Here is a 19,080-nt window from a genome sequence, read left to right on the forward strand (position 1 = left end):
CGGGGGAGTTCAGCTGCGGACTTCGAGCAGCGGCACGAACTGCTCGACCGGGGTCATCGAGCCGTGCAGGCCGATCATCGCGGACTCGCCGGGCTCGTTGCGGGAGGCGGTGATCGCGATGTCGTCCCGGGCTGCGGCGACCACGTCGCCGATCCGGTGGTAGACCCGGTCGTCCACCGCGGGGCCGAACCAGCCGGCGGCGATCGCCTGGTCGCGGGTGGCCACCCACATCCGGTCACCGAGCACCTCGCTCCAGACCGTGTGGACGTCCGCGGCCGCGCCGGGGACCGCGTAGACGTGCCGGGCCCGCCCCTCGCCGCCGAGCAGGGCGACCCCGGCGCCGAGCTCCCAGTCCTCGTCGAAGTCGATGCGGTCCTCGGGGGCGATGTCGATCATGCCGTGGTCGGCCGTGACGTACATCGCCGAGCGCGGCGGCAGCTGTTCGGCGAGCCGGCGGGCGAGCCGGTCGACCGCGTCCAGGGTCATCCGCCAGTCGTCGGAGTCCACGCCGAAGCGGTGCCCCGCGCCGTCCAGTTCGCTGACGTAGGTGTAGACCAGCGCGCGGTCGTGCTCGGCCAGCCAGGCGGCGGCCAGGTCCATCCGCTCCTCGCCGGTGGTACGGCCGTGGAAGGTGCCGCCGGAGAGCGCCACCCTGGTCAGCGGCGTCTGGGCGAACAGCGGGGACGACACCTGGGCGGTGGCCACCCCGGCGGCGTGGGTCTGCTGGAAGACGGTCGGGTACGGCTGCCAGGCCGCCGGGTCGGTCGGCGGCTGCCAGCGGAGCTGGTTCATCAGGTGCCCGGCGCCGGGGACGGCCACCGTGTAGCCGACCAGGCCGTGCAGACCGGGCGGGGTGCCGGTGCCCACCGAGGCCAGCGAGGTGGCGGTGGTGGAGGGGAAGCCGGCGGTCAGCGGGCGACCGGTGCCGCCGAGCGAGCCGGAGGTCAGCGAGGAGAGGAACGGCGCGTACTCGGGGTGGCGCAGCAGCAGCTCCCAGCCGAGGCCGTCGACCAGGAAGACCACCACGCGGTCGGCGGGCGCGATCGGCAGCGTCGCGGTGAAGCCCGGGACGCCGAGGCCGGCCGCCACCGAGGGCAGCAGGTCGCAGAGCGAGCCGCTGCCGTAGGGGGGCGCGGGGGCGGCGGCCGGGTCGAGGAGCTCGAAGGCGTCGTAGTCGTCGGGGGCGAAGGGCATGTGGCGGGGGTGGCTTCCTGGCTGGCCGGTGCGTCACGGGCGCGGTGGCGGGGCCGCGTCCGGGCGTGCGTCGGTACGGGTCGGTCCGGCGGGGATCGGTCCGGTGTACGGGTCGGTCCGGTGGCGATCGGTCCTTCGGGGTCGGGCGGGCGGGGGTCGGGCGGGAACCGGGTTCAGACCCGGGAGCCGCCGCCGGTCGTCGCCTCGGAGAGCGCGCGGGCGAAGACCAGCGCCTGGGCGACCGTCTCCGGGCCGTCGCCGGCCTCGCTGACCCGCAGGGACAGGTCGTCGGCCGTGGCCGAACCGGTGTAGCCGTGGTCCGCCTCGCAGTTGGGGTCGGAACAGCCGGCCGGTTCGAGGTCGAGGCGCTGGACGGCGCCCCAGCCGATGGTGAGCACGACCTCGCGCGGGAGGGTGCCCGGGGTGTAGGTCTCCGGGTTGGCGACCATCCGGCTCACCACGACGGAGTTGATCCGGTCCAGCCGGACGCTCTCGGTGGAGGTCGTCGCGTACGGGACGGCGGGGGTGGTCGCGTCACCGGACTGCTCGTCGGTGTGGCTCACCACGAACCGCGTGGAGGTGAGGACCAGCACCGTGACGTGCCGGCGGACCTCGTTGGCGTCGAACGTGGTCTCCTGGTGCACCAGGTAGGAGCTGATCGGCTCGGGGCCCACCGCGGACTCCACCGCCTCGGACACCAGGGCCGGGTAGTAGCCGCTGCGTTCGATCGCCGAGCGCAGGTCCTGCGTGGTGGTGGTACCGGTCTTCGCCATAACTCCATCCTGGCATGGTCCGCCGACGAAGCGGGCGGCACGGCGCCGAGCTTCGGACAACGGCGCCCGCGGTCCGGACGCAACCAAGGAAGGTTACAGCGTGCTCATCGCGCGCGGACCCAGATCACTGCGGACCGGCAGGGGCGCGATCCGCACGCGCGCCCCCAGGATCGCCAGCCCGTGCGGGGCGACGACCACCGGTTCGAGATCCACCGAGGCGACCTCCGGCAGGTCGTCGACCAGCCGGGACACCCGCAGCAGCAGCTCCTCCAGCGCGCCGGTGTCGACCGCCTCGGCGCCGCGCCAGCCGAACAGCAGCGGGGCCGCGCGGACCTCGCGGACCAGCCCGGCGACGTCCTGGTCGGTGGCCGGAACCAGCCGGTGGGCGACGTCGCCCAGGAGTTCGGCGGGGGCACCGGCCAGGCCGAAGGAGAGGATCGCGCCGACCGCCGAGTCGACGGTGGCCCCGATCACGGTGTCGACCCCGCGCGGGGCGAGCCGCTGCACCACCAGCGCGGCCTCGGCGGCGCCGCCGAGCAGGGCGTCCAGCTCCCGGTGCGCACGGCGCAGCCCGGCTTCGCCGGTCAGGTCCAGCCGGACGCTGCCGAGGTCGGGGCGGTGGCGCAGGTGCGGCGCGGTGGCCTTGAGGGCGACGGGGTAGCCGAGGGTCGCGGCGGCCCGCACGGCGGTCTCCTCGTCGGGGGCGGGCAGCGTCGGCGAGACGTCGATGCCGTAGCGGGCGAGCAGCGCGACGGTGTCGGCGTCGGGCAGGGTGATCCGGGCTCCGCCGGGCTGGGTGCGGGCGGCGATCGCGGCGCGGGTGGAGAGCGCGGCCTCGACCAGGCCGCGGGCGCCGGCCTCGTCGATCCGGTCGAGCTCGGGGACCCGGGCGGTCTCCTCGGCCTCGGCCATCCGGCGGCGCCAGTCGGCGTAGTGGACGGCGTGGGCCAGCGCGTGCACGGCCCGTTCCGGTGCGGGGTAGGCCGGGATGCCGCCGGGGCGCAGCCGGGACGGCAGGTCGGTGAGCGCCAGGTGGGCGAGGAGCAGCGGCTTGCCCAGGGCCCGGGCACGGGTGCCGGCCTCCAGCAGGGCGGCGGCGATCTCGGGGTCGTCGGAGCCGACCTCGGGGTCGTCCGGGCCGGTGAGCCGGCCGCCCATGAACGCGTGCGCGGAGGTCCCGATCGGCGGGATGGCGACGGCGATCACCGCGTCCACCGCCGGGTCGTCCAGCGCGGTGTCCAGGGCGATCCGGAAGTTCTCGCCGGTGGCGGCGGTGGTGAGGTCGACGGGGGTGCGCGGGCGCAGGCCCGCGGAGAGGCAGGCGTCGTGGGTGAGCAGGCCGAGCGAGTCGGAGTTGCCGACGACGGCGACCCGGTCGCCGGGCGGCAGCGGCTGGAGGGCGAGCAGTTCGCCGGTGTCGTACAGCTCGGTGATGGTCTCCACCCGGGTGACGCCGGCCTGCTGGAAGAGCGCGTCGACGGTGGCGTCGCGCAGGCCGGTGGCGGTGGGCGGGACGGCGTGACCGGGCGGGAGGCTGCCGGTGTGGCGGGCTCCCTTGACCACGACCACCGGCTTGGCCTGGGCGAGCCGGCGGGCGATCCGGGTGAACTTGCGCGGGTTGCCGAAGGACTCCAGGTAGAGCAGGACGACGTCGGTGGACGGGTCCTCGGCCCAGTACTGGAGGAAGTCGTTGCCGGAGACGTCGGCGCGGTTGCCGACCGAGGCGAAGGAGGAGATGCCGAGGCCGCGCCGGTGGGCGGACTCCAGGAGGGCGACGCCGATCGCGCCGGACTGGCAGAAGACGCCGAAGCCGCCCCGGCCGGGCAGGACGGGGGCGAGCGAGGCGTTCAGCGGGCGGTCGGGGTCGGTGGAGATCAGGCCGAAGGCGTTCGGGCCGATCACCCGCATGCCGGCCGCGCGGGCCTGGCGGACCAGGGCGCGCTGGCGGTCGCGGCCCTCGGGGCCGGTCTCGGCGTAACCGGCGGTGACCACCACCAGGCCCTGGACGCCGTGCGCGCCGCACTCGGCGACGGCCGCGGGGACGGCGGAGACGGGGACGGCGATCACCGCGAGGTCGACCGGCCCGGGGATGTCCAGGATCGAGCGGTGCACCGGGACGCCGTCCAGCTCGGTGCCGGGCGGGGCGTTGCGGTTGACCGCGTAGACGGGCCGGTCCTCGTCGGCGGAACCGGCCAGCAGGTCGCGGAGCAGGGCCCGGCCGACGGTCTGCGGGTTACGGGAGGCGCCGATCACCGCGACCGAGCGCGGGGTGAGCAGCCGCTGGACGGACCGGGCCTCGGCGCGGTGCTCGCGGGCCCGCATGACGGCGAGCGAGGCGGCGGTCGGTTCGAGGTCGAACTCCAGGTGGACGACGCCGTCGGCGAAGCTGCGGTGCTGGGTGTAACCGGCGTCGGTGAAGACCTTCACCATCTTGCGGTTCTCGGGCAGCACCTCGGCCTGGAAGCGGCGGATGCCGCGCTCCTGGGCGACCGCGGCGATGTGTTCCAGCAGGGCGGAGGCGACGCCGCGGCCCTGGTGGGCGTCCTGGACCAGGAAGGCCACCTCGGCGTCGGTGCCGGTCTCGGAGGGGCGGCCGTCGGCGTCGATCCGGTCGTACCGGACGGTGGCGATGAAGCGGTCGCGGACGACGACGGCGAGGCCGACCCGGTTGACGAAGTCGTGGTGGGTGAAGCGGCGGACGTCCTTGTCGGAGAGCCGGGGGTAGGGCGCGAAGAAGCGGAAGTACTTGGACTGGTCGGAGACCTGTTCGTAGAACTCGACCAGGCGGCCGGCGTCGGCGGTGCCGATCGGCCGGATCCGGGCCGTGCCGCCGTCGCGCAGCAGGATGTCCGCCTCCCAGTGCTGGGGGTAGTCCGGCTCGGCGGGCCGGCCGTGCTGCCGGTCCTTCTCGCCCGGCCGGACCGGCCGGTCCTGCTGGTCCTGCTGGGGGGGCGGTGCCGCGGAGTCGTCCACATTCGTCAGGTTATCCGGCGGCGAGCCGAATGGCGCCGGGCGTGCGCACGAGGCAGGGTGGACACGGCCGTTGGCCGGGGGTTATGCGCCGGTTATGCCCCCGAAAGAAACAATCACAAGTCCCGAACGCAGCTCCTCGCCGGGGTCGGCTGCATGCAACACTGGTCTAGACAACATGGCCGATTCCCCCATCACGGCCATGACCAGCTTTACCGGAAAGGCACGTCTCATGGCTGAGCGCCGCGTCACCATCGGTTGGGCCGAGGGCCTGCACGCCCGTCCCGCCTCCGTCTTCGTCAAGGCCGTGACCGCCACCGGCGTGCCGATCACCATCGCCAAGCCCGGCGGCAAGCCGGTCAACGCCGCCTCCATGCTCGGCCTGCTCGGCCTGGGCGCCCAGGGCGGCGAGGAGGTCGTCCTGGCCTCCGACGCCGAGGGCGCCGACGAGGCCCTGGACCGCCTGGCCCGGCTCGTCCAGGAGGGCCTGGACGAGCTGCCGGCCGCGGCCTGAGCCGACCGCCTCCGCACGCGCCGGAGCCCGGGCCCCGTTGGTCGGGGGGCCCGGGCTCCGTCACGTCCGCCCTGCGCTCAGCCGGCCGCGATCGCCCGCAGGATGTCCAGCCGGGCCGCCCGGCGGGCCGGCCGCAACCCGGCCACCGCGCCCGCCACCAGCCCGGCGACCAGCACCACCGACAGCTGCAACGGCGGCACCGCGAAGCTGCCCGTCCCCTCGGTGTCGGCCGCCCGCACCAGCGCCCAGCCGAGGAACGCCCCCAGGCCCAGCCCGCCGATCGTGCCGAACAGCGCCACCAGCACCGACTCCCAGCGGACCATCGCCCGCAGCTGGCTCCTGGTCTGCCCGACCGCGCGCAGCAGCCCCAGCTCCCTGGTCCGCTCGTGCACCGCCAGGGTCAGCGTGTTGGCGATCCCCAGCAGCGCGATCAGCACCGCCAGCGCCAGCAGCGCGTAGACCACCGAGAGCATGATGTCGACCACCGAGGCGGCGCTCTTCGCGTACTCGGACCTGGTCTGCACCGACGGGTTGCCGAACGGCTCCGCCGCCTTCGTCACCGCCGCCTTGCCCGCCGCGAGCGAGACGCCGTCACGCAGCGCCACCGCCACCAGCGAGTCCGCGTCCTGGCCCTTGTGCGGCGCCCACGCCTCCCGGGTGATCAGGTAGTCCCCGGTCAGCTCGCCGCCCCGGTAGAGCGCCTTCACCGTGAACGGGGCCTCGGCGCCGTCGCTGAACCGCACCGGGACCTGCGTCCCCACCTGCCAGCCGTGCTTCTCGGCCTCCGTCCGGGAGACCGCCAGGCCGTCCGTCCCCAGCTGGAGCGAACCGTCCACCCGGCCGAGGTCGACGATGCCGGACAGCTTCGTCGGGTCGGTGACGTCCAGGGTCCGGCCGTGGCCGTCCACCCGGGCCACGCCCCGGCCGAGCCCCACGCTCTGCTGCACCTCCGGCAGCCCGCCGATCGCCTCCGCCAGCTTCGGGCTCAGCCCGCCGCCGCGGAACCCGCCGGTCGAGACCGCGAGGTCCCCGGCGAAGGTCTTCTTCACCGTGTCGTCCATCGTGGCCTTGATCGAGGCACCGAAGACCGTGAACAGCGACACCACCGTGACCCCGACCATCAGCGCGCTGGCCGTCGCCGCCGTCCGCTTCGGGTTGCGGGCCGCGTTCCGCTCCGCCAGCACGCCGGGCATCCCGCGCAGCCTCGGCAGCGGGGCACCCAGCACCCGCACCACGAAGGTCGCGAACACCGGCCCCAGCACCACCACACCGAGCAGCGTGCCCAGCGCACCGCCCGCCGTCAGCGCCACCGACGGCCCGTTCGTCGCACCGACCACCGTGCCGACCACACCCGCCGCCACCAGCAGCGAGCCGACCGCCCAGCGGATCCGGCCGGCCCGGCCGGCCGCCGCGGTGTCCACGGCCACCGCGCGCATCGCGGCCAGCGGAGCCGTCCGGCCGGCCCGGACCGCCGGCAGCACCGCCGAACCGACCGCCGTCACCGTCCCCACCAGCAGCGGCAGCGCCACCGAGACCGCGCTGATCGCCAGCCCGCCGGTGGGCAGGTTGAACCCGATCACCTTGAACAGCGACTTCAACCCCGCCGCCACACCGATCCCGCCGAGCAGACCGGCCACCGAGGCCGCCAGGCCCACCGCGACCGCCTCCGCCAGGGTCGCCGCCAGCACCTGGCCGCGCGCCGCACCCAGGGCCCGCAGCAGCGCGTTCTCCCGCGTCCGCTGCGCCACCACGATGGCGAACGTGTTGTAGATGGTGAAGGTCGCCACCAGCAGCGCGATACCCGCGAACACCAGCAGCAGCGTGGTGAACATGGTCAGGAACCGGCTGGACACCTGGTCGGTGGCCTCCTGGGTGACCTTGGCCCCGGTCACCGCCTCCAGACCGGACGGCAGGTTCGCGGACAGCGCCGTCACCAGCTCCTGCTGGGAGACACCGCTCGCCGCCCGGAACTGGATCGAGCTGGCCTGGCCCTGCCCCTTCGGCGTCAGGTACCGCTCGGCGTCCGCCAGCGTCAGCCCGGTGTAGGTGTTCTGGCCCATGCCGTCGGCCTCGGGGCCGAAGGTCGCGATCCCGACGATCCTCACCGTCACCGGGTCGGGGGTGCGCAGCAGCGTGGAATCGCCCACCGCCAGACCGCCTGCCTTGGCCGCGCCCCGGTTGATCACCGCCTCCCCCGGCTGCTCCGGCGCCCGGCCCTCGGCCAGCCGGTACGGGTTCAGCCCGCTGTCCGCCTGCCAGTAGCCGGCCAGGGTGGGCGGCCCCTGGCCGCCCACCGCCTTGCCGTTGCTGCCGATCAGCTGGCCGAAGCCCTGGACGGCCGGCTCGGCCGCCGCGACGCCGGGCACCGACCGCAGTCGGTCGGCGAGCGCGAGGTCCACCGGGGCCCGGACGCCGCCCGGGGTGTTCTCGGTGTCCATGACGTCGGCGCTGCGCACCACCGCGTCGGTGCCCCGGTTGGCGTCGGCGAAGAGCGTGTCGAAGCTGTTGCGCAGGGTGTCGCCGAGAACCAGCGTCCCGGCCAGGAAGCTCACCCCGAGCATGATCGCGGTGAACGTCCCGGCCAGCCGCCGTTTGTGCGCCGCCAGCGAGCGCAGGCTGATCCTGAGGGTGGCGGTGGTGCTGCTCATGACCGGACGCCTCCCCGGCCGGCGCCGGAGCCGCGCTCGAAGGCCTTCATCCGGTCCAGCACCCCGTCCGGGGTGGGCCGCTCCATCCGGTCCACCAGCCGGCCGTCGGCGAGGAAGAGCACCTCGTCCGCGTAGCCGGCGGCGGTCGGGTCGTGGGTGACCATGACCACGGTCTGGCCCATGTCGTCCACCGCGCGGCGCATCAGGCCCAGCACCTCGGCCCCGGTACGGGAGTCCAGGTTGCCGGTCGGCTCGTCCGCGAAGACCACCTCCGGGCGGCCGGCCAGCGCCCGGGCCAGCGCGACCCGCTGCTGCTGCCCGCCGGAGAGCTCGGTCGGCCGGTGGCCCAGCCGGTCACGCAGACCGACCGCGTCGATCAGGGTCTCCACCCACGACTCGTCCACCGTCCCGCCGGCCAGGTCGACCGGCAGGGTGATGTTCTCCCGCGCCGTCAGCACCGGCACCAGGTTGAAGGACTGGAAGACGAAACCGATCCGCTCCCGGCGCAGCACCGTCAGCTTGCGGTCGCTCAGCCCGTCCAGCTCGGTGTCGCCGATCATCGCGGTGCCGGCGGTCAGCCGGTCCAGCCCCGCCGCGCAGTGCAGCAGGGTGGACTTGCCGGAACCGGACGGGCCCATGATCGCGGTGAGCCGGCCGGCCGGGAACCCGACCGTCACGTGGTCCAGGGCGCGGACCTCCGTCCGGCCGATGCCGTAGACCTTCACCGCCTCGGAGACCTGGGCCGCCATCCGGTCGGTCTCGACCAGTTCGAGGACGGGGAACGCCGTCACTTGGCACCGCCCCGGCCCGGCTTGGTGTCGTCGGGGCCCTCCAGGTGCTCCAGCAGGGTGTCCCGGCGGATCCGGTACTCCTCCTCGGTGATCTGGCCCTCGGCGTACCGGCGGGCCAGCGAGGCCAGCGGGCCCTCGGGGCCGCCCGGCCAGCCGCCGCGCCATCCCGGGCCGCCGCCCCACGGGCCACCGGCCCACGGCGGGCCCCACGGACCGCGGCCGGCTCCGCCGCGGCGGCGCAGCGTGGTCACCACCACGACCAGGACGAGCAGCCAGAACAGCGGGAAGATCAGGAACCACGGACCCGGGCCGCCGCCCCACGGGCCCCAGCCCTCCCGGCAGACGGTGTCGGCGAGCAGTGTCGCGGTGCTCTGCATGTCGTTCAACTCCTCGGTGTGCCCCCCGCGCACTCCGGCGGGGGCCCTGCCCCGGGACGCTCCCCGAGGCCACCACGAGCTTCTCGCCGGGGAGGGGTCCGGCGCGTCCTCCGGGGAGCGGCACCCGGGCTACGACACGGGGAGTACGGCCTGGCGACCGGGCTGCTTCCGGCCGGACGGCTTCCGGTCGTGCGCCTTCCGGGCGGGTGGTCGCGCGCGGGACGTCGGACCCGCCGACTTCCCGCGCCGGCGGCGGGGCGAGGAGCGGCGTGACGGCGCGGGGCGCGGGCGCGGCGCGCTCCGGGCGCGGGGCGCGCGAGACCGGCGGACCGGTGCCGGGCGGGCCGGTGGCGGGGCGCGGTGGTCAGCCCAGCCAGCCGGGGCGGACCAGGCCGGACTCGTAGGCGAGCACCACCAGCTGCGCCCGGTCGCGGACGCCGAGCTTCACCATGGCCCGGCTGACGTGCGTCTTCGCCGTGAGCGGGCTGACCACCAGCCGGCGCGCGATGTCGTCGTTGGTGAGGCCCATACCGACCAGGGTGAGCACCTCGCGCTCACGGTCGGTGAGCGAAGCCAGCAACCGGCCGGTGTCGGAGGGCTCCCGGGAGCGGCTGGCGAACTCGTCGATCAGCCGGCGGGTCACGCCCGGGGAGAGCAGCGAGTCCCCGACCGCGGCGACCCGGACGGCGCGCAGCAGGTCGGCCGGCTCGGTGTCCTTGGCCAGGAAGCCGGCCGCGCCGAGCCGGAGCGCCTCGAAGATGTACTCGTCCATCTCGAACGTGGTCAGCACGACCACCCGGACGCCGGAGAGCTCGGGGACGGCGTAGATCCGGCGGGTGGCCTCCAGCCCGTCGGTGCCCGGCATCCGGATGTCCATCAGCACGACGTCCGGCCGGAGTTCCCCGACCAGCCGGACGGCCGCGTCCCCGTCGTCGGCCTCGCCGACCACCTCGATGTCGGGCTGGGCGTCGAGCAGCGCCCGGAAGCCCGCCCGGACCAGGACCTGGTCGTCCGCCAGCAGTACTCGGATCATGTCGTTCGTCGTCCCTCGCTGTGCTCGCCCTGCCGGCTACCGCCCGTGCCGTTCCGCGCCGTGCCGTTCCGCGCCGGTCCGCCCGGCGCCGTTCCCCGCCCGGTCCTTCCCCGCCGGATCGGGCAGCCACGCCCGGACCCGGAAGCCGCCGCCGTGCGGACCGACCGTCAGCTCGCCGTCGAACGCCGCGGCCCGCTCGCGCATGCCGATCAGGCCGTTGCCGGAGCCGCCGCCGTCACCGCCGGCGGCCGGACCCGGATCGTCCACCTGGAGCAGCAGCCCCTCCGGGGAGGTCCAGTCCATCAGAACCGTGGCACTGCGCGCGGCCGAATGGCGGATGACGTTGGTGAGCGCCTCCTGGACGATCCGGAACGCGGCCAGCTCCAGCTGGGACGGCAGCGGCCGCCCCTCCCCCGCCGTCTCCACGGAGACCGTGAGGCCGGCGTGGCCCGCCTGGGTGACCAGTTCGGGCAGCCGGGCCAGCCCGGGTGCGGGCGTGCGCGGGGCCTGGCCGTCGGGGCCCCGCAGGGTGCCGAGCACCTGCCGGACCTCGCCGAGGGCCTCCTTGCTGGTGGCCTTGATGACGGTCAGCGCGGCCCGGACCTGCTCGGGGTGCTGGTCGATCAGCTCCAGCGCCACCCCGGCCTGCAGGTGGATCACCGAGATGGAGTGGGCCAGGATGTCGTGCAGCTCGCGGGCCATCCGGAGCCGCTCCTCGGCGGCCCGGTTCTCCTCGGCCTGCCGCCTGGCCAGCCGGCGGGCGGCCAGCTGCTCCCCGCGCGAGCGCATGATCTCGGCCACGGCCAGGACCAGCAGCAGCCAGGCGGCCACCCCGGCCTCCTGCCACCAGCCGGGGCTCTGCGCGGGCGCGCGCAGCCAGCTCTGCGGCAGCAGGTGGGAACTGGCCAGATGGACCAGGTAGCCGGTGCCGACCGAGATCCAGGCGACCCGGCGGTAGCCCCGGGACAGCGCGCCGTACACGGCGACGGCGAGGCTGAAGAAGACCGGCCCGTACGGGTAACCGGCCAGCAGGTAGCCGGTGGTGACGGCGGTCACCGCGATCACCACCGGGCCGGGGAAGCGGTTGCGGAACAGCAGCAGGACCGGGCCGAGCAGCAGCAGGGCGTATCCGGCGGCGTCCAGCGGGACGCGGTAGTCCTGCTGCTGGCGGGCGGCGGCGGTGGAACCGACCACCTGGAACAGCGCCACCAGGACGGCGGAGACCACCGTCCAGGAGGGCCTGGTCCAGGGCGGGCCGCCGAGCGGGTCGTGGTCGGTGCTCATGCCGGGACTCCCGCTCACCGCCCCGGCCGCACCGCGGCGGCGTCGGTGTCGGCGGTACCGGGCGCGGCGGCGTCCTTGGCACCGGGGGCGTCCTCGGCACCGGGGGCGGACCGGGCGTTCCGGGCGGCCGCGGGGTCGGACCCGCTGCCGGCACCGGCCGGGCGGACGCGGCCGGCCCGGGCGGCGGCGGCCAGCCGGGTGCCCCGCCGGGTCATGCCCCAGGGCTTCAGCACGGAGAGGATCGTGGCGGTCAGGTAGATGGTCAGTGCCACCGACGGGGCGATCACCAGGACGTGCGGGGACCGGCCGTCCGGCGGCACCGTCCCGGCGGCGACCTGGCCGGCGGCGTCGTGGATGAAGGCGCGCAGCGCGAAGATCGAGGCCAGGGTGGCGGCCAGGGTCAGCCAGAACTTGGTGACCACCCAGCGGTACTTGAGCAGGCCCCAGGTGGTGCCGAGGGACAGCACCAGACCGGACAGCAGGGAGAGCAGGCTGACCGGGATCAGCAGCCAGTCGGCGAAGATCTCCTGGGCCAGGTACGCGGCCTTGACGGTGTCCGGGTCGTCGGAGAAGCGGCCGGCGATGCCGAGGGCGAGCACGCCGGCGGTGAGGCCCAGCCAGCCGACCGAGAGGGCGACGTGCGCGACGAGCCAGATCCGGCGGGCGTGCCGGGGCAGCCGGAACCGCGCGGCGCGGTCGGCCGGGGGCTCGGGCGTCTCGGTGGTCGCCGCGGTCGCCCGGCCGGGCGGCACGGACGTGTCGGCGGCGGGCGGGCCGGGAGGTGTGGACATCGGCTGTGCTCCGGAAGGCGAGGGGCGACGCGGGCCACGGGCCGGCGGCCACCGGGGGTGGATGGTGATGAGGCCGCCGGCCCACGGCTTGGGTGATCCGCGGATCACTCCATACTCTGCCCCGTCCGGGAAGGCCGGGCATCGCACCACGGGAGTAGCCGGCCGTACCCCCCGTTGAGTACGGACCGTCCTCGGGGAGACGGTCCGTACACGGTCCGGGCGGGCGGCGCCCCGACGGGCGGCCGTCGGGAGGGAGTGGGGGGAGGTCGGGGGGCGGTCGGGGGGAGGCCCGGCCCGCCGGCCGGGCCGGCGGAACGGTGCCCGGCCGGCACCACCGGCGAGCGGTGCCGGGGCGGTATCGGTAGGCGGTCTCGGTACGCGATATCAGTAGGCGATCTCAGTAGGCGATCTCGACCACCGCGCGGTGGGTGGACGGCTCGGCGAGCGCGCCGACCAGGTAGTGCGCGAGGTCGGCCCGGGATATCGACCAGGCCCCGGGCAGCCGGCTCCCGACGCCGGTGCGGTACCGGCCGCGGGCCCGGCCGCCGGTGAGCCGGGCGGCCCGGACGAGCGTCCAGTCCAGCCCGGTGTCCTCCAGCACCAGCCGTTCCATCCGCGCCATGTCGGCGTACGGCCGGCGGAGCATCGGGTGCAGCACCCAGGACGTGAGCGCGCGCTGGAACGGGGCGGCCCGCCAGGGCGGCGGGCCCATGCTGGTGGTGGAGACGCAGAGCACCCGGCCGACGCCGGCCGCGCGCATGGCCTTCAGGATGTGGTCGGTGCCGGCCGAGTAGACGGTGGTGGCGGCCCGGCTATAACCGATGCCGAGCGCGGAGACCACCGCGTCGGCGCCCTCGACGGCCCGGGCCACCGCGTCCGGGTCGAGGACGTCCCCCTGCCGGATGCTGTGCGGCCGGGCGTCGACCAGCGCCAGCGGGTCACGGGCGAAGGCGACGGTGGAGTGCCCGGCCTCGGCGGCCAGGTCCAGCACGTGGCGGCCGGTACCCCCGGTCGCGCCGAACACGACGATGTTCACGGAGCGTTCCCCTCCTCGCTCGGGTCCTCGGGTCCGGGCGCGCGGCCGGCCCGCGCCGCGGACGTGCCGCGGGCGGGCCGGCCTCCGCCGGGGTCCATCAGTTGGCCACCTCGACGCGACGGCCGTAGGTGGCCGTGTCATCCAGATGGGTGACGATGTAGTCGGCGACGTTCGCCCGCGCGATGCGCGAGGCCTTGGCGATGTGACCGCCGACGACCGCCTGGTAGTTGGGCGTGGCCGGGCCGTCCGTGAGCATCGGCACCCGGACGATCGTCCAGTCCAGCGGGCTGGCCTCGACCTCGTCCTCCATCCGGGCGAGGTCGAGGTGGATGTTCCGGTAGACCCGGTCCACCACGAACTCGGCGACGAACCGCTGCATCGCCGGCAGGTGCTTGGTCTCCAGCCCCGCCGAGGACATCGTGACCAGCCGGCGCACCCCGCCCGCCCGGGCGGCGGCGATGACGTTGCGCACGCCCTCGGAGAAGACGGTCGTCGTGGTGCGGCTGGTGACCCCCAGCGCGACCAGGACGGCCTCCTTGCCCGCGAGCGGGCCGTTCAGCGACGCCACGTCGAAGACGTCCGCGCGCACCTTGGTCAGCCGCTCGTGCTCGACCGGCAGCTTGGCCGGGTCGCGCACCAGTGCGGTGACGCTGTGCTTGTTCTCCAGTGCCTTCTCGACCAGCAGTCGTCCGGTACGACCGGCCGCTCCGACCACGACGATCTCCATGATGTGCCTCCTTGCCGGGGCCGGCGGCAACTGTTCGCCGCCGGCCGTGAGTTGACCTTCGCTACGACAACGTGTCCTACGGTAGGGAAAAGGCGAGCAGTACGCCGCCCGAGTTGCTCGGATACTGCGGGTAGTAGGCGGCCTGGATGTAGAGCATGCCGTCGGCCACCACCGCGCCGCCACCACCGGAGAGGGCCGTGCCGTGTGCCGGCACGCCGTTGACCGTGGTGAAGTCGCGGACCACGTCGTACTGCCAGAGCACCGCGCCGGTGGCGGCCGAGAAGACCCTCATCTTGCCGTCCGCGCCGCCCTCGTAGACGAGGCCGCGGGTCGCGGTGACCGCAGGCGTGAAGGCCCGCTGGCAGAGCTGCGGGTAGGCGGCGGCGCCGCCCCACTGGCAGCCGTCGGCGGGGCTCTCGGTCTGCCAGAGGATCGCGCCGGTCGCCGGGTCGAGCGCGTACAGGGTGCCCGGGTTGGCGAACCAGGTGGCGACGTAGAGCCGGTTGCCGTCGTAGCTGGTGCCCCACTGGATGCCCGAACTGCCGCCCTTGGTGTTCGGGTTGGCGACGACCGCGCGGTCCCAGACCTTGGCGCCGGTCAGTGCGTCGTAGACGTGGTAGACGCCGTTCTTCTGGCCGATGCCGACCACCCGGCGGTTGCCGATGCTGAAGACGTTGGCGCTGGCGCCGAAGTCCCAGTCGTGGTCGGTGCCGTCGGCCTTGCTCGGGCAGTAGGCGTCGGCGCCCGGGGTGCCGCAGGCGACGGTGAAGGTGTCCGGGAAGGTCTCCTGGGTGCGCCAGCGGACCGCGCCGGTGCGGGCGTTCAGGGCGAGCACCGAGTCGGTGTCGCCGGCCGCGCCGGTGTAGTTCTGGCCGGTCCCGACGTAGACGGTGTTGCTGGCCCGGTCGAGGACCGGGGAGCTCCAGACGGCGACGCCGGAGGGCTCGTAGCGGTTCGCACCGTTGGGCCAGGTGCCGACCAGCTGCGGCTCGGGGTTGGTCCAGTGGCGCCACTCCAGCTGCCCGGTCCAGGCGTTGACCGCGACCACCGAGCCGCGGAAGGTGCAGCACGGGTAGGTGAGGTCGAAGGTCGCGCCGGACTCCTTGCTGGACACGCCGACGTAGACCTTGCCGTCGTGGACCAGCGGGGAGCTCGTGATCTGGGCCAGCGGGTGGGTGTCGAGCTTCAGCGACCACCGCAGCGCGCCGTTGCGGCGGTCCAGCGCGTACAGGTAGCCGCGGTTGTCACCGAAGTAGACGGTGTTCCCCTCGACCGCCGGGCTGCTGCGGACCGGGTCCGGGTTGCTGGTGGAGTGGGCGCCGGCCACCGGGGCGACGTCGAAGGTCCACCGGGCCGCGCCGGTCTTCGCGTCCATCGCGTGGAAGGTGCCCTCGGCGCCGCCGACGTAGAGGGTGCCGTCCGCCACGGCGGGCTGGCTGCCCAGGTAGACCCCGGGCACCTTGGCGTGGCCGAAGGCCCACTTGAGGCCGAGACCGGAGACGTTGGCGGGGGTGATCCGGTGCTCCTGGCCGTTGAACCGGGTACCGGTGGCGTCGAACTGCCAGCTGCTCCAGTCGGCGGAGCGGTGGCGGGAGCCCTCGGCGTCATCGGCTCCGGCGCCGTTGGTCACGGTGAGCATCACGAGGGCGGTCAGCAACGCCACCAGGGCGGAGCCGTACCTGGCCGCCCGGGGCCGTCTGTACTGGGACACGTAAATCAACTCCTCGGTGAAGGCGTGTGGTTCACGTACGGTCCGGAGTGGCGGCCAGGCCTGCGGCGGCCTCCGCGTGGGAGAGCACGGCGGCACAGTCCAGTTCGCCGAGGCCCGCCTCGGCGGCGGCGATCAGCGTCTCATGGGTGGCGTCGCAGACGGGGGTCTCGACGCCGAGGCGGTCGGCCTCCGCGGTGGCCAGCCGGAGGTCCTTGCGCATCAGGTCGAGCCGGAACTGCGGGTCCCCGTAGGCCCGGCGGCGCATCACGCCGGCCTTGAACCGCATCACCGGCGAGCTGAAGCCGCTCTCGCTGATCATCTGGAGCGCCAGCTCGCGGTCGATGCCGGCCGCCTGGGCCAGCGTCACCGACTCGGCGAGCACCTGCATCTCCACGCCCATCAGCACGTTGAGCATCACCTTGGCGGTGGCGCCCAGACCGCTCGGGCCGAGGTGCCGGATCTCCTTCGCCAGCGGCTCCAGCACGGCGCTCAGCCGCTCGTAGGTCTCGGCCGATCCGCCGACCATGAAGCGGAGTTCGCCGTCCTTGGCGTGCTGGCCGTTGCCGATGATGCAGGCGTCGACGGCGTTGCGGCCGCGGCCGGCCACCCGCTGGGCCACCGACCGGGCGAAGTCGGGGGAGACGGTGCTGGTGTCCATCACGATGCCGTGCGCGGGCAGCGTCTCCAGGACGCCGCCGGGGCCGAAGAGCTGTTCGTCGACGGCGGCCTCGGACGCGAGGCTGAGCAGGACCACGTCGACCCGCTCGGCCAGCGCGGCCGGGGTGTCGGCGACCTCCGCGCCGCGGGCGGCGAACGGGGCGGCGCGCTCGGGGGTCCGGTTGTGGACCACGATCCGGTGGCCCTGGTCGAGCAGCCGGGAGGCCATGCCGCCGCCCATCACACCGAGGCCGATGACACCGATCCTGGTCACCGGCGGGATGGTGGGGGCGTCTGCGGGCGGGAGGTCCCGGGAGAGTGCACGCCGCTGCTGGCTGGGTATGTCGGCCATGGAGTCGACCCGCTTCCTGGTGGGCTGGTCGCGCCGGGACTCCCGGCGCTCGGAGTGCGGCGGGGAAGGCCGTGCCAGGCACCCCGCCCCACCGCGGCCGGGGTGCCGACTGCCCGTCCAGCCTAGCGGGTGAACACTCACTCCGCACTGTCTTTCGACGTCCGTTTCGAGCCGTACCGTGCACTGATGTGGCGTCAAATCGCTGCCCGGACAGACCTCCTCCCCCACCACCCGGCGAGGGCGGAGGGGGAGGAGGTCGTCACGTCGGCGGGACACCGGTCCGGCAGCCGTCAGCCGGCTGCGGCCTCCGGACGGGCACCGGGGCCGGCGGCCTCCGGTCGCCCGCCGCCCTGGCCGGCCTGGGCACCCTGGCCGGCCGGCCCGCCCTGCGCGCCGACGCCCTGGGCACCCGGGGCACCCTGACCGCCCTGCGCACCCTGCCACTGGCCACCGGGGCCGCCCTGGCCCTGGTGCTGACCCTGGTGCTGACCGCCGGGACCACCGGGGCCGCCCTGTCCGCCGGGCCCACCCGGGCCGCCCTTGCCGCCGGGCGCACCCATCGGCGCCCGCATCGGACGCTCCTGGAGGAAGAGCACCACCACGGCACCGATCAGCGAGACCACCATGCCGACCAGGTAGACCACGTGCAGCGACTGGGCCAGCGCGTCGGACACGCCGTCGCGCACCGGCTCGGGCAGCGCCCGGACCTTGGCGGGAGCGGTCAGCACGCCATCGGTGCCGAGCCGCTCCAGCGCCTCGGCCGGCACCTTCTTCGGCAGCAGGTCACGCAGCTGCGAGTTGAGGATGGCACCGAAGACGGTGACGCCCATCGCGCCGCCGAGCGAGCGGAAGAAGTTCGCCGCGGCCGTGGCCACGCCCAACTGCCGCATCTCGACCGAGTTCTGGACCGCCACGATGAGCACCTGGGTCACCATGCCGAAGCCGATGCCGAAGACGGCCAGGAAGCCGCCGGCCGCCACCTCCGAGGAGTCGGCCTTGAGCGTCGACATCAGGAAGAGCCCGAGCGACATCACCAGTAGGCCGATGATCGGGAAGATCTTGTACTTGCCCGTCGCCGCGACGACCTTGCCGGAGACGGTCAGGCTGACCACGGTGGCGAGCATCATCGGGACCAGCAGCAGGCCGGACTCGGTGGCGGTGTCACCGTTGGCGACCTGGAGGAACAGCGGGGTGTAGACGGTCGCCACGAAGAGGGAGATCGAGGTGAGGAAGAGACCCAGGGTGGCGACCAGGACCACCGGGTCCTTGAACAGCTCCAGCGGGACGACCGGCTCGGCGGCCCGCTTCTCCTGGAGCACGAACCCGACCAGCAGCACCACGGCGAGCACCAGCAGGCCGATGACCTGCACGGAGCCCCACGCGTACTGGTCGCCGGCCCAGACCGAGACCAGCAGGATCGAGACGATCGCGGCACTGAGCAGCGCCGACCCGAGGTAGTCCAGCTGGTGCTTCTGCCGGTTGACCGGGAGCTTCAGCACGGAGGTGACCACCACCAGCGCGACGGCGCCGATCGGCAGGTTGATGTAGAAGATCCACGGCCAGCTGAGGTGGTCGACGAAGGCACCGCCGACCAGCGGGCCGACCACGCCGGCCAGCACGAAGCAGGACTGCGCGTAGCCCTGCCACTTGCCGCGCTCGCGCGGCGGGACGAGCTCCGCGATCAGGGCCATGGCCAACGCCATCAGGCCGCCGGCGCCGAGACCCTGGAGGGTCCGGAAACCGATCAACTGGCCGATGTTGGCGGAAAGTCCGGACAACGCGGAGCCGAGGAGGAAGATGGTGATGGCCGACTGGAACATCAGCTTGCGGCCGTAGAGGTCGCCCAGCTTGCCCCAGAGCGGCGTCGCGGCGGTCGCCGCGAGCATGTAGGCGGTGACCACCCACGCCAGGTGGGTGACACCGCCGAGGTCGCCGGCGATGGTCGGAAGGGCCGTCGCCACGATCGTCTGGTCCAGGGCTGCCAGGAACATGGCAAGCACCAGGGCAGCAAAGATCGTCAAGAAGGTCTTCCGTGGCACTTCTGGGGCGGGTGCAGCGTACGGGGCGCTCATTGGGTACTCCTTGAGGAGGCGTCCGCCGGCTCGGAGTCCTTGCTCCGAGCTTGAATTCGTATAGACTATACAATCAAAATTAGCCGTCAAGAGCCAACGTCAGGGCGGCCACGGCCGCCCGGAAGGGCAGCGAACGATGAGCCAACTCCA

The 19,080-nt window shown here is 74.2% G+C and carries 15 protein-coding genes; 1 reads left to right on the top strand and 14 read right to left on the bottom strand.

All coding sequences use genetic code 11. The features are described from left to right. Positions 1-9: 9 nt before the first annotated feature. From ABZY91_RS24105 to ABZY91_RS24115, 3 genes are all read right to left on the bottom strand, one after another. Positions 10-1,194 carry a nucleotide pyrophosphatase/phosphodiesterase family protein gene (locus ABZY91_RS24105; RefSeq protein ID WP_355405196.1) on the bottom strand — a complete coding sequence of 395 codons (1,185 nt, stop codon included), beginning with the start codon at positions 1,192-1,194 and terminating at the stop codon, positions 10-12. Between the two features lie 173 nt (positions 1,195-1,367). Then, positions 1,368-1,967, bottom strand: a complete 600-nt coding sequence (locus ABZY91_RS24110; protein ID WP_329950043.1) for a DUF5998 family protein — start codon at positions 1,965-1,967, stop codon at positions 1,368-1,370. A 93-nt stretch (positions 1,968-2,060) separates the two neighbouring features. After that, entirely contained in the window at positions 2,061-4,814 is a 2,754-nt protein-coding gene (locus tag ABZY91_RS24115) for a GNAT family N-acetyltransferase (RefSeq protein ID WP_329882683.1), read from the bottom strand. Between the two features lie 355 nt (positions 4,815-5,169). On the opposite strand from ABZY91_RS24115, the gene ABZY91_RS24120 reads away from it, so the two are divergent. Then, complete coding sequence (locus tag ABZY91_RS24120) at positions 5,170-5,451, top strand: HPr family phosphocarrier protein (RefSeq protein WP_355405197.1); 282 nt, start codon at positions 5,170-5,172, stop codon at positions 5,449-5,451. A 77-nt stretch (positions 5,452-5,528) separates the two neighbouring features. Here the strand turns inward: ABZY91_RS24120 and ABZY91_RS24125 are convergent, their stop codons facing one another. From ABZY91_RS24125 to ABZY91_RS24175, 11 genes are all read right to left on the bottom strand, one after another. Next, positions 5,529-8,099, bottom strand: a complete 2,571-nt coding sequence (locus ABZY91_RS24125) for an FtsX-like permease family protein (protein WP_355405198.1) — start codon at positions 8,097-8,099, stop codon at positions 5,529-5,531. Then, positions 8,096-8,848, bottom strand: coding sequence for an ABC transporter ATP-binding protein (locus ABZY91_RS24130; RefSeq protein WP_329882682.1), 753 nt, complete (start codon positions 8,846-8,848; stop codon positions 8,096-8,098). Before ABZY91_RS24130 ends, ABZY91_RS24125 begins: the two co-directional genes overlap by 4 nt. A gap of 38 nt (positions 8,849-8,886) precedes the next feature. Beyond that, on the bottom strand, positions 8,887-9,267 hold the full coding sequence (locus tag ABZY91_RS24135; protein WP_329882658.1) for an SHOCT domain-containing protein: 381 nt from the start codon (positions 9,265-9,267) through the stop codon (positions 8,887-8,889). Positions 9,268-9,631: 364 nt separating this feature from the next. Continuing rightward, on the bottom strand, positions 9,632-10,300 hold the full coding sequence (locus ABZY91_RS24140) for a response regulator transcription factor (protein ID WP_329882657.1): 669 nt from the start codon (positions 10,298-10,300) through the stop codon (positions 9,632-9,634). 36 nt (positions 10,301-10,336) lie between these two features. Beyond that, positions 10,337-11,584, bottom strand: a complete 1,248-nt coding sequence (locus tag ABZY91_RS24145; protein ID WP_355405199.1) for a histidine kinase — start codon at positions 11,582-11,584, stop codon at positions 10,337-10,339. 14 nt (positions 11,585-11,598) lie between these two features. Beyond that, the gene (locus ABZY91_RS24150; protein WP_355405200.1) at positions 11,599-12,375 is read right to left on the bottom strand and encodes a DUF2269 domain-containing protein; all 777 of its coding nucleotides are present in this window, start codon (positions 12,373-12,375) and stop codon (positions 11,599-11,601) included. Between the two features lie 397 nt (positions 12,376-12,772). Beyond that, positions 12,773-13,411, bottom strand: a complete 639-nt coding sequence (locus ABZY91_RS24155; RefSeq protein WP_329882654.1) for an NAD(P)H-binding protein — start codon at positions 13,409-13,411, stop codon at positions 12,773-12,775. A 97-nt stretch (positions 13,412-13,508) separates the two neighbouring features. Then, positions 13,509-14,138 carry an NAD(P)H-binding protein gene (locus tag ABZY91_RS24160; protein ID WP_329950039.1) on the bottom strand — a complete coding sequence of 210 codons (630 nt, stop codon included), beginning with the start codon at positions 14,136-14,138 and terminating at the stop codon, positions 13,509-13,511. Between the two features lie 76 nt (positions 14,139-14,214). Further along, a complete protein-coding gene (locus ABZY91_RS24165; RefSeq protein ID WP_355405201.1) occupies positions 14,215-15,849 on the bottom strand; it encodes a PQQ-binding-like beta-propeller repeat protein in 1,635 nt (544 codons plus the stop codon). A 31-nt stretch (positions 15,850-15,880) separates the two neighbouring features. Next, positions 15,881-16,858 (bottom strand): NAD(P)-dependent oxidoreductase, encoded by a 978-nt coding sequence (locus ABZY91_RS24170; RefSeq protein WP_355405202.1) that lies wholly within the window; start codon positions 16,856-16,858, stop codon positions 15,881-15,883. Between the two features lie 290 nt (positions 16,859-17,148). Next, the gene (locus ABZY91_RS24175; protein ID WP_355405203.1) at positions 17,149-18,879 is read right to left on the bottom strand and encodes an MDR family MFS transporter; all 1,731 of its coding nucleotides are present in this window, start codon (positions 18,877-18,879) and stop codon (positions 17,149-17,151) included. Between the last annotated feature and the right edge of the window lie 201 nt (positions 18,880-19,080).

Origin of the sequence: Kitasatospora sp. NPDC002965 (genome assembly GCF_040611255.1) — a bacterium.
In the GTDB taxonomy this organism is placed as follows: Bacteria; Actinomycetota; Actinomycetes; order Streptomycetales; family Streptomycetaceae; genus Kitasatospora.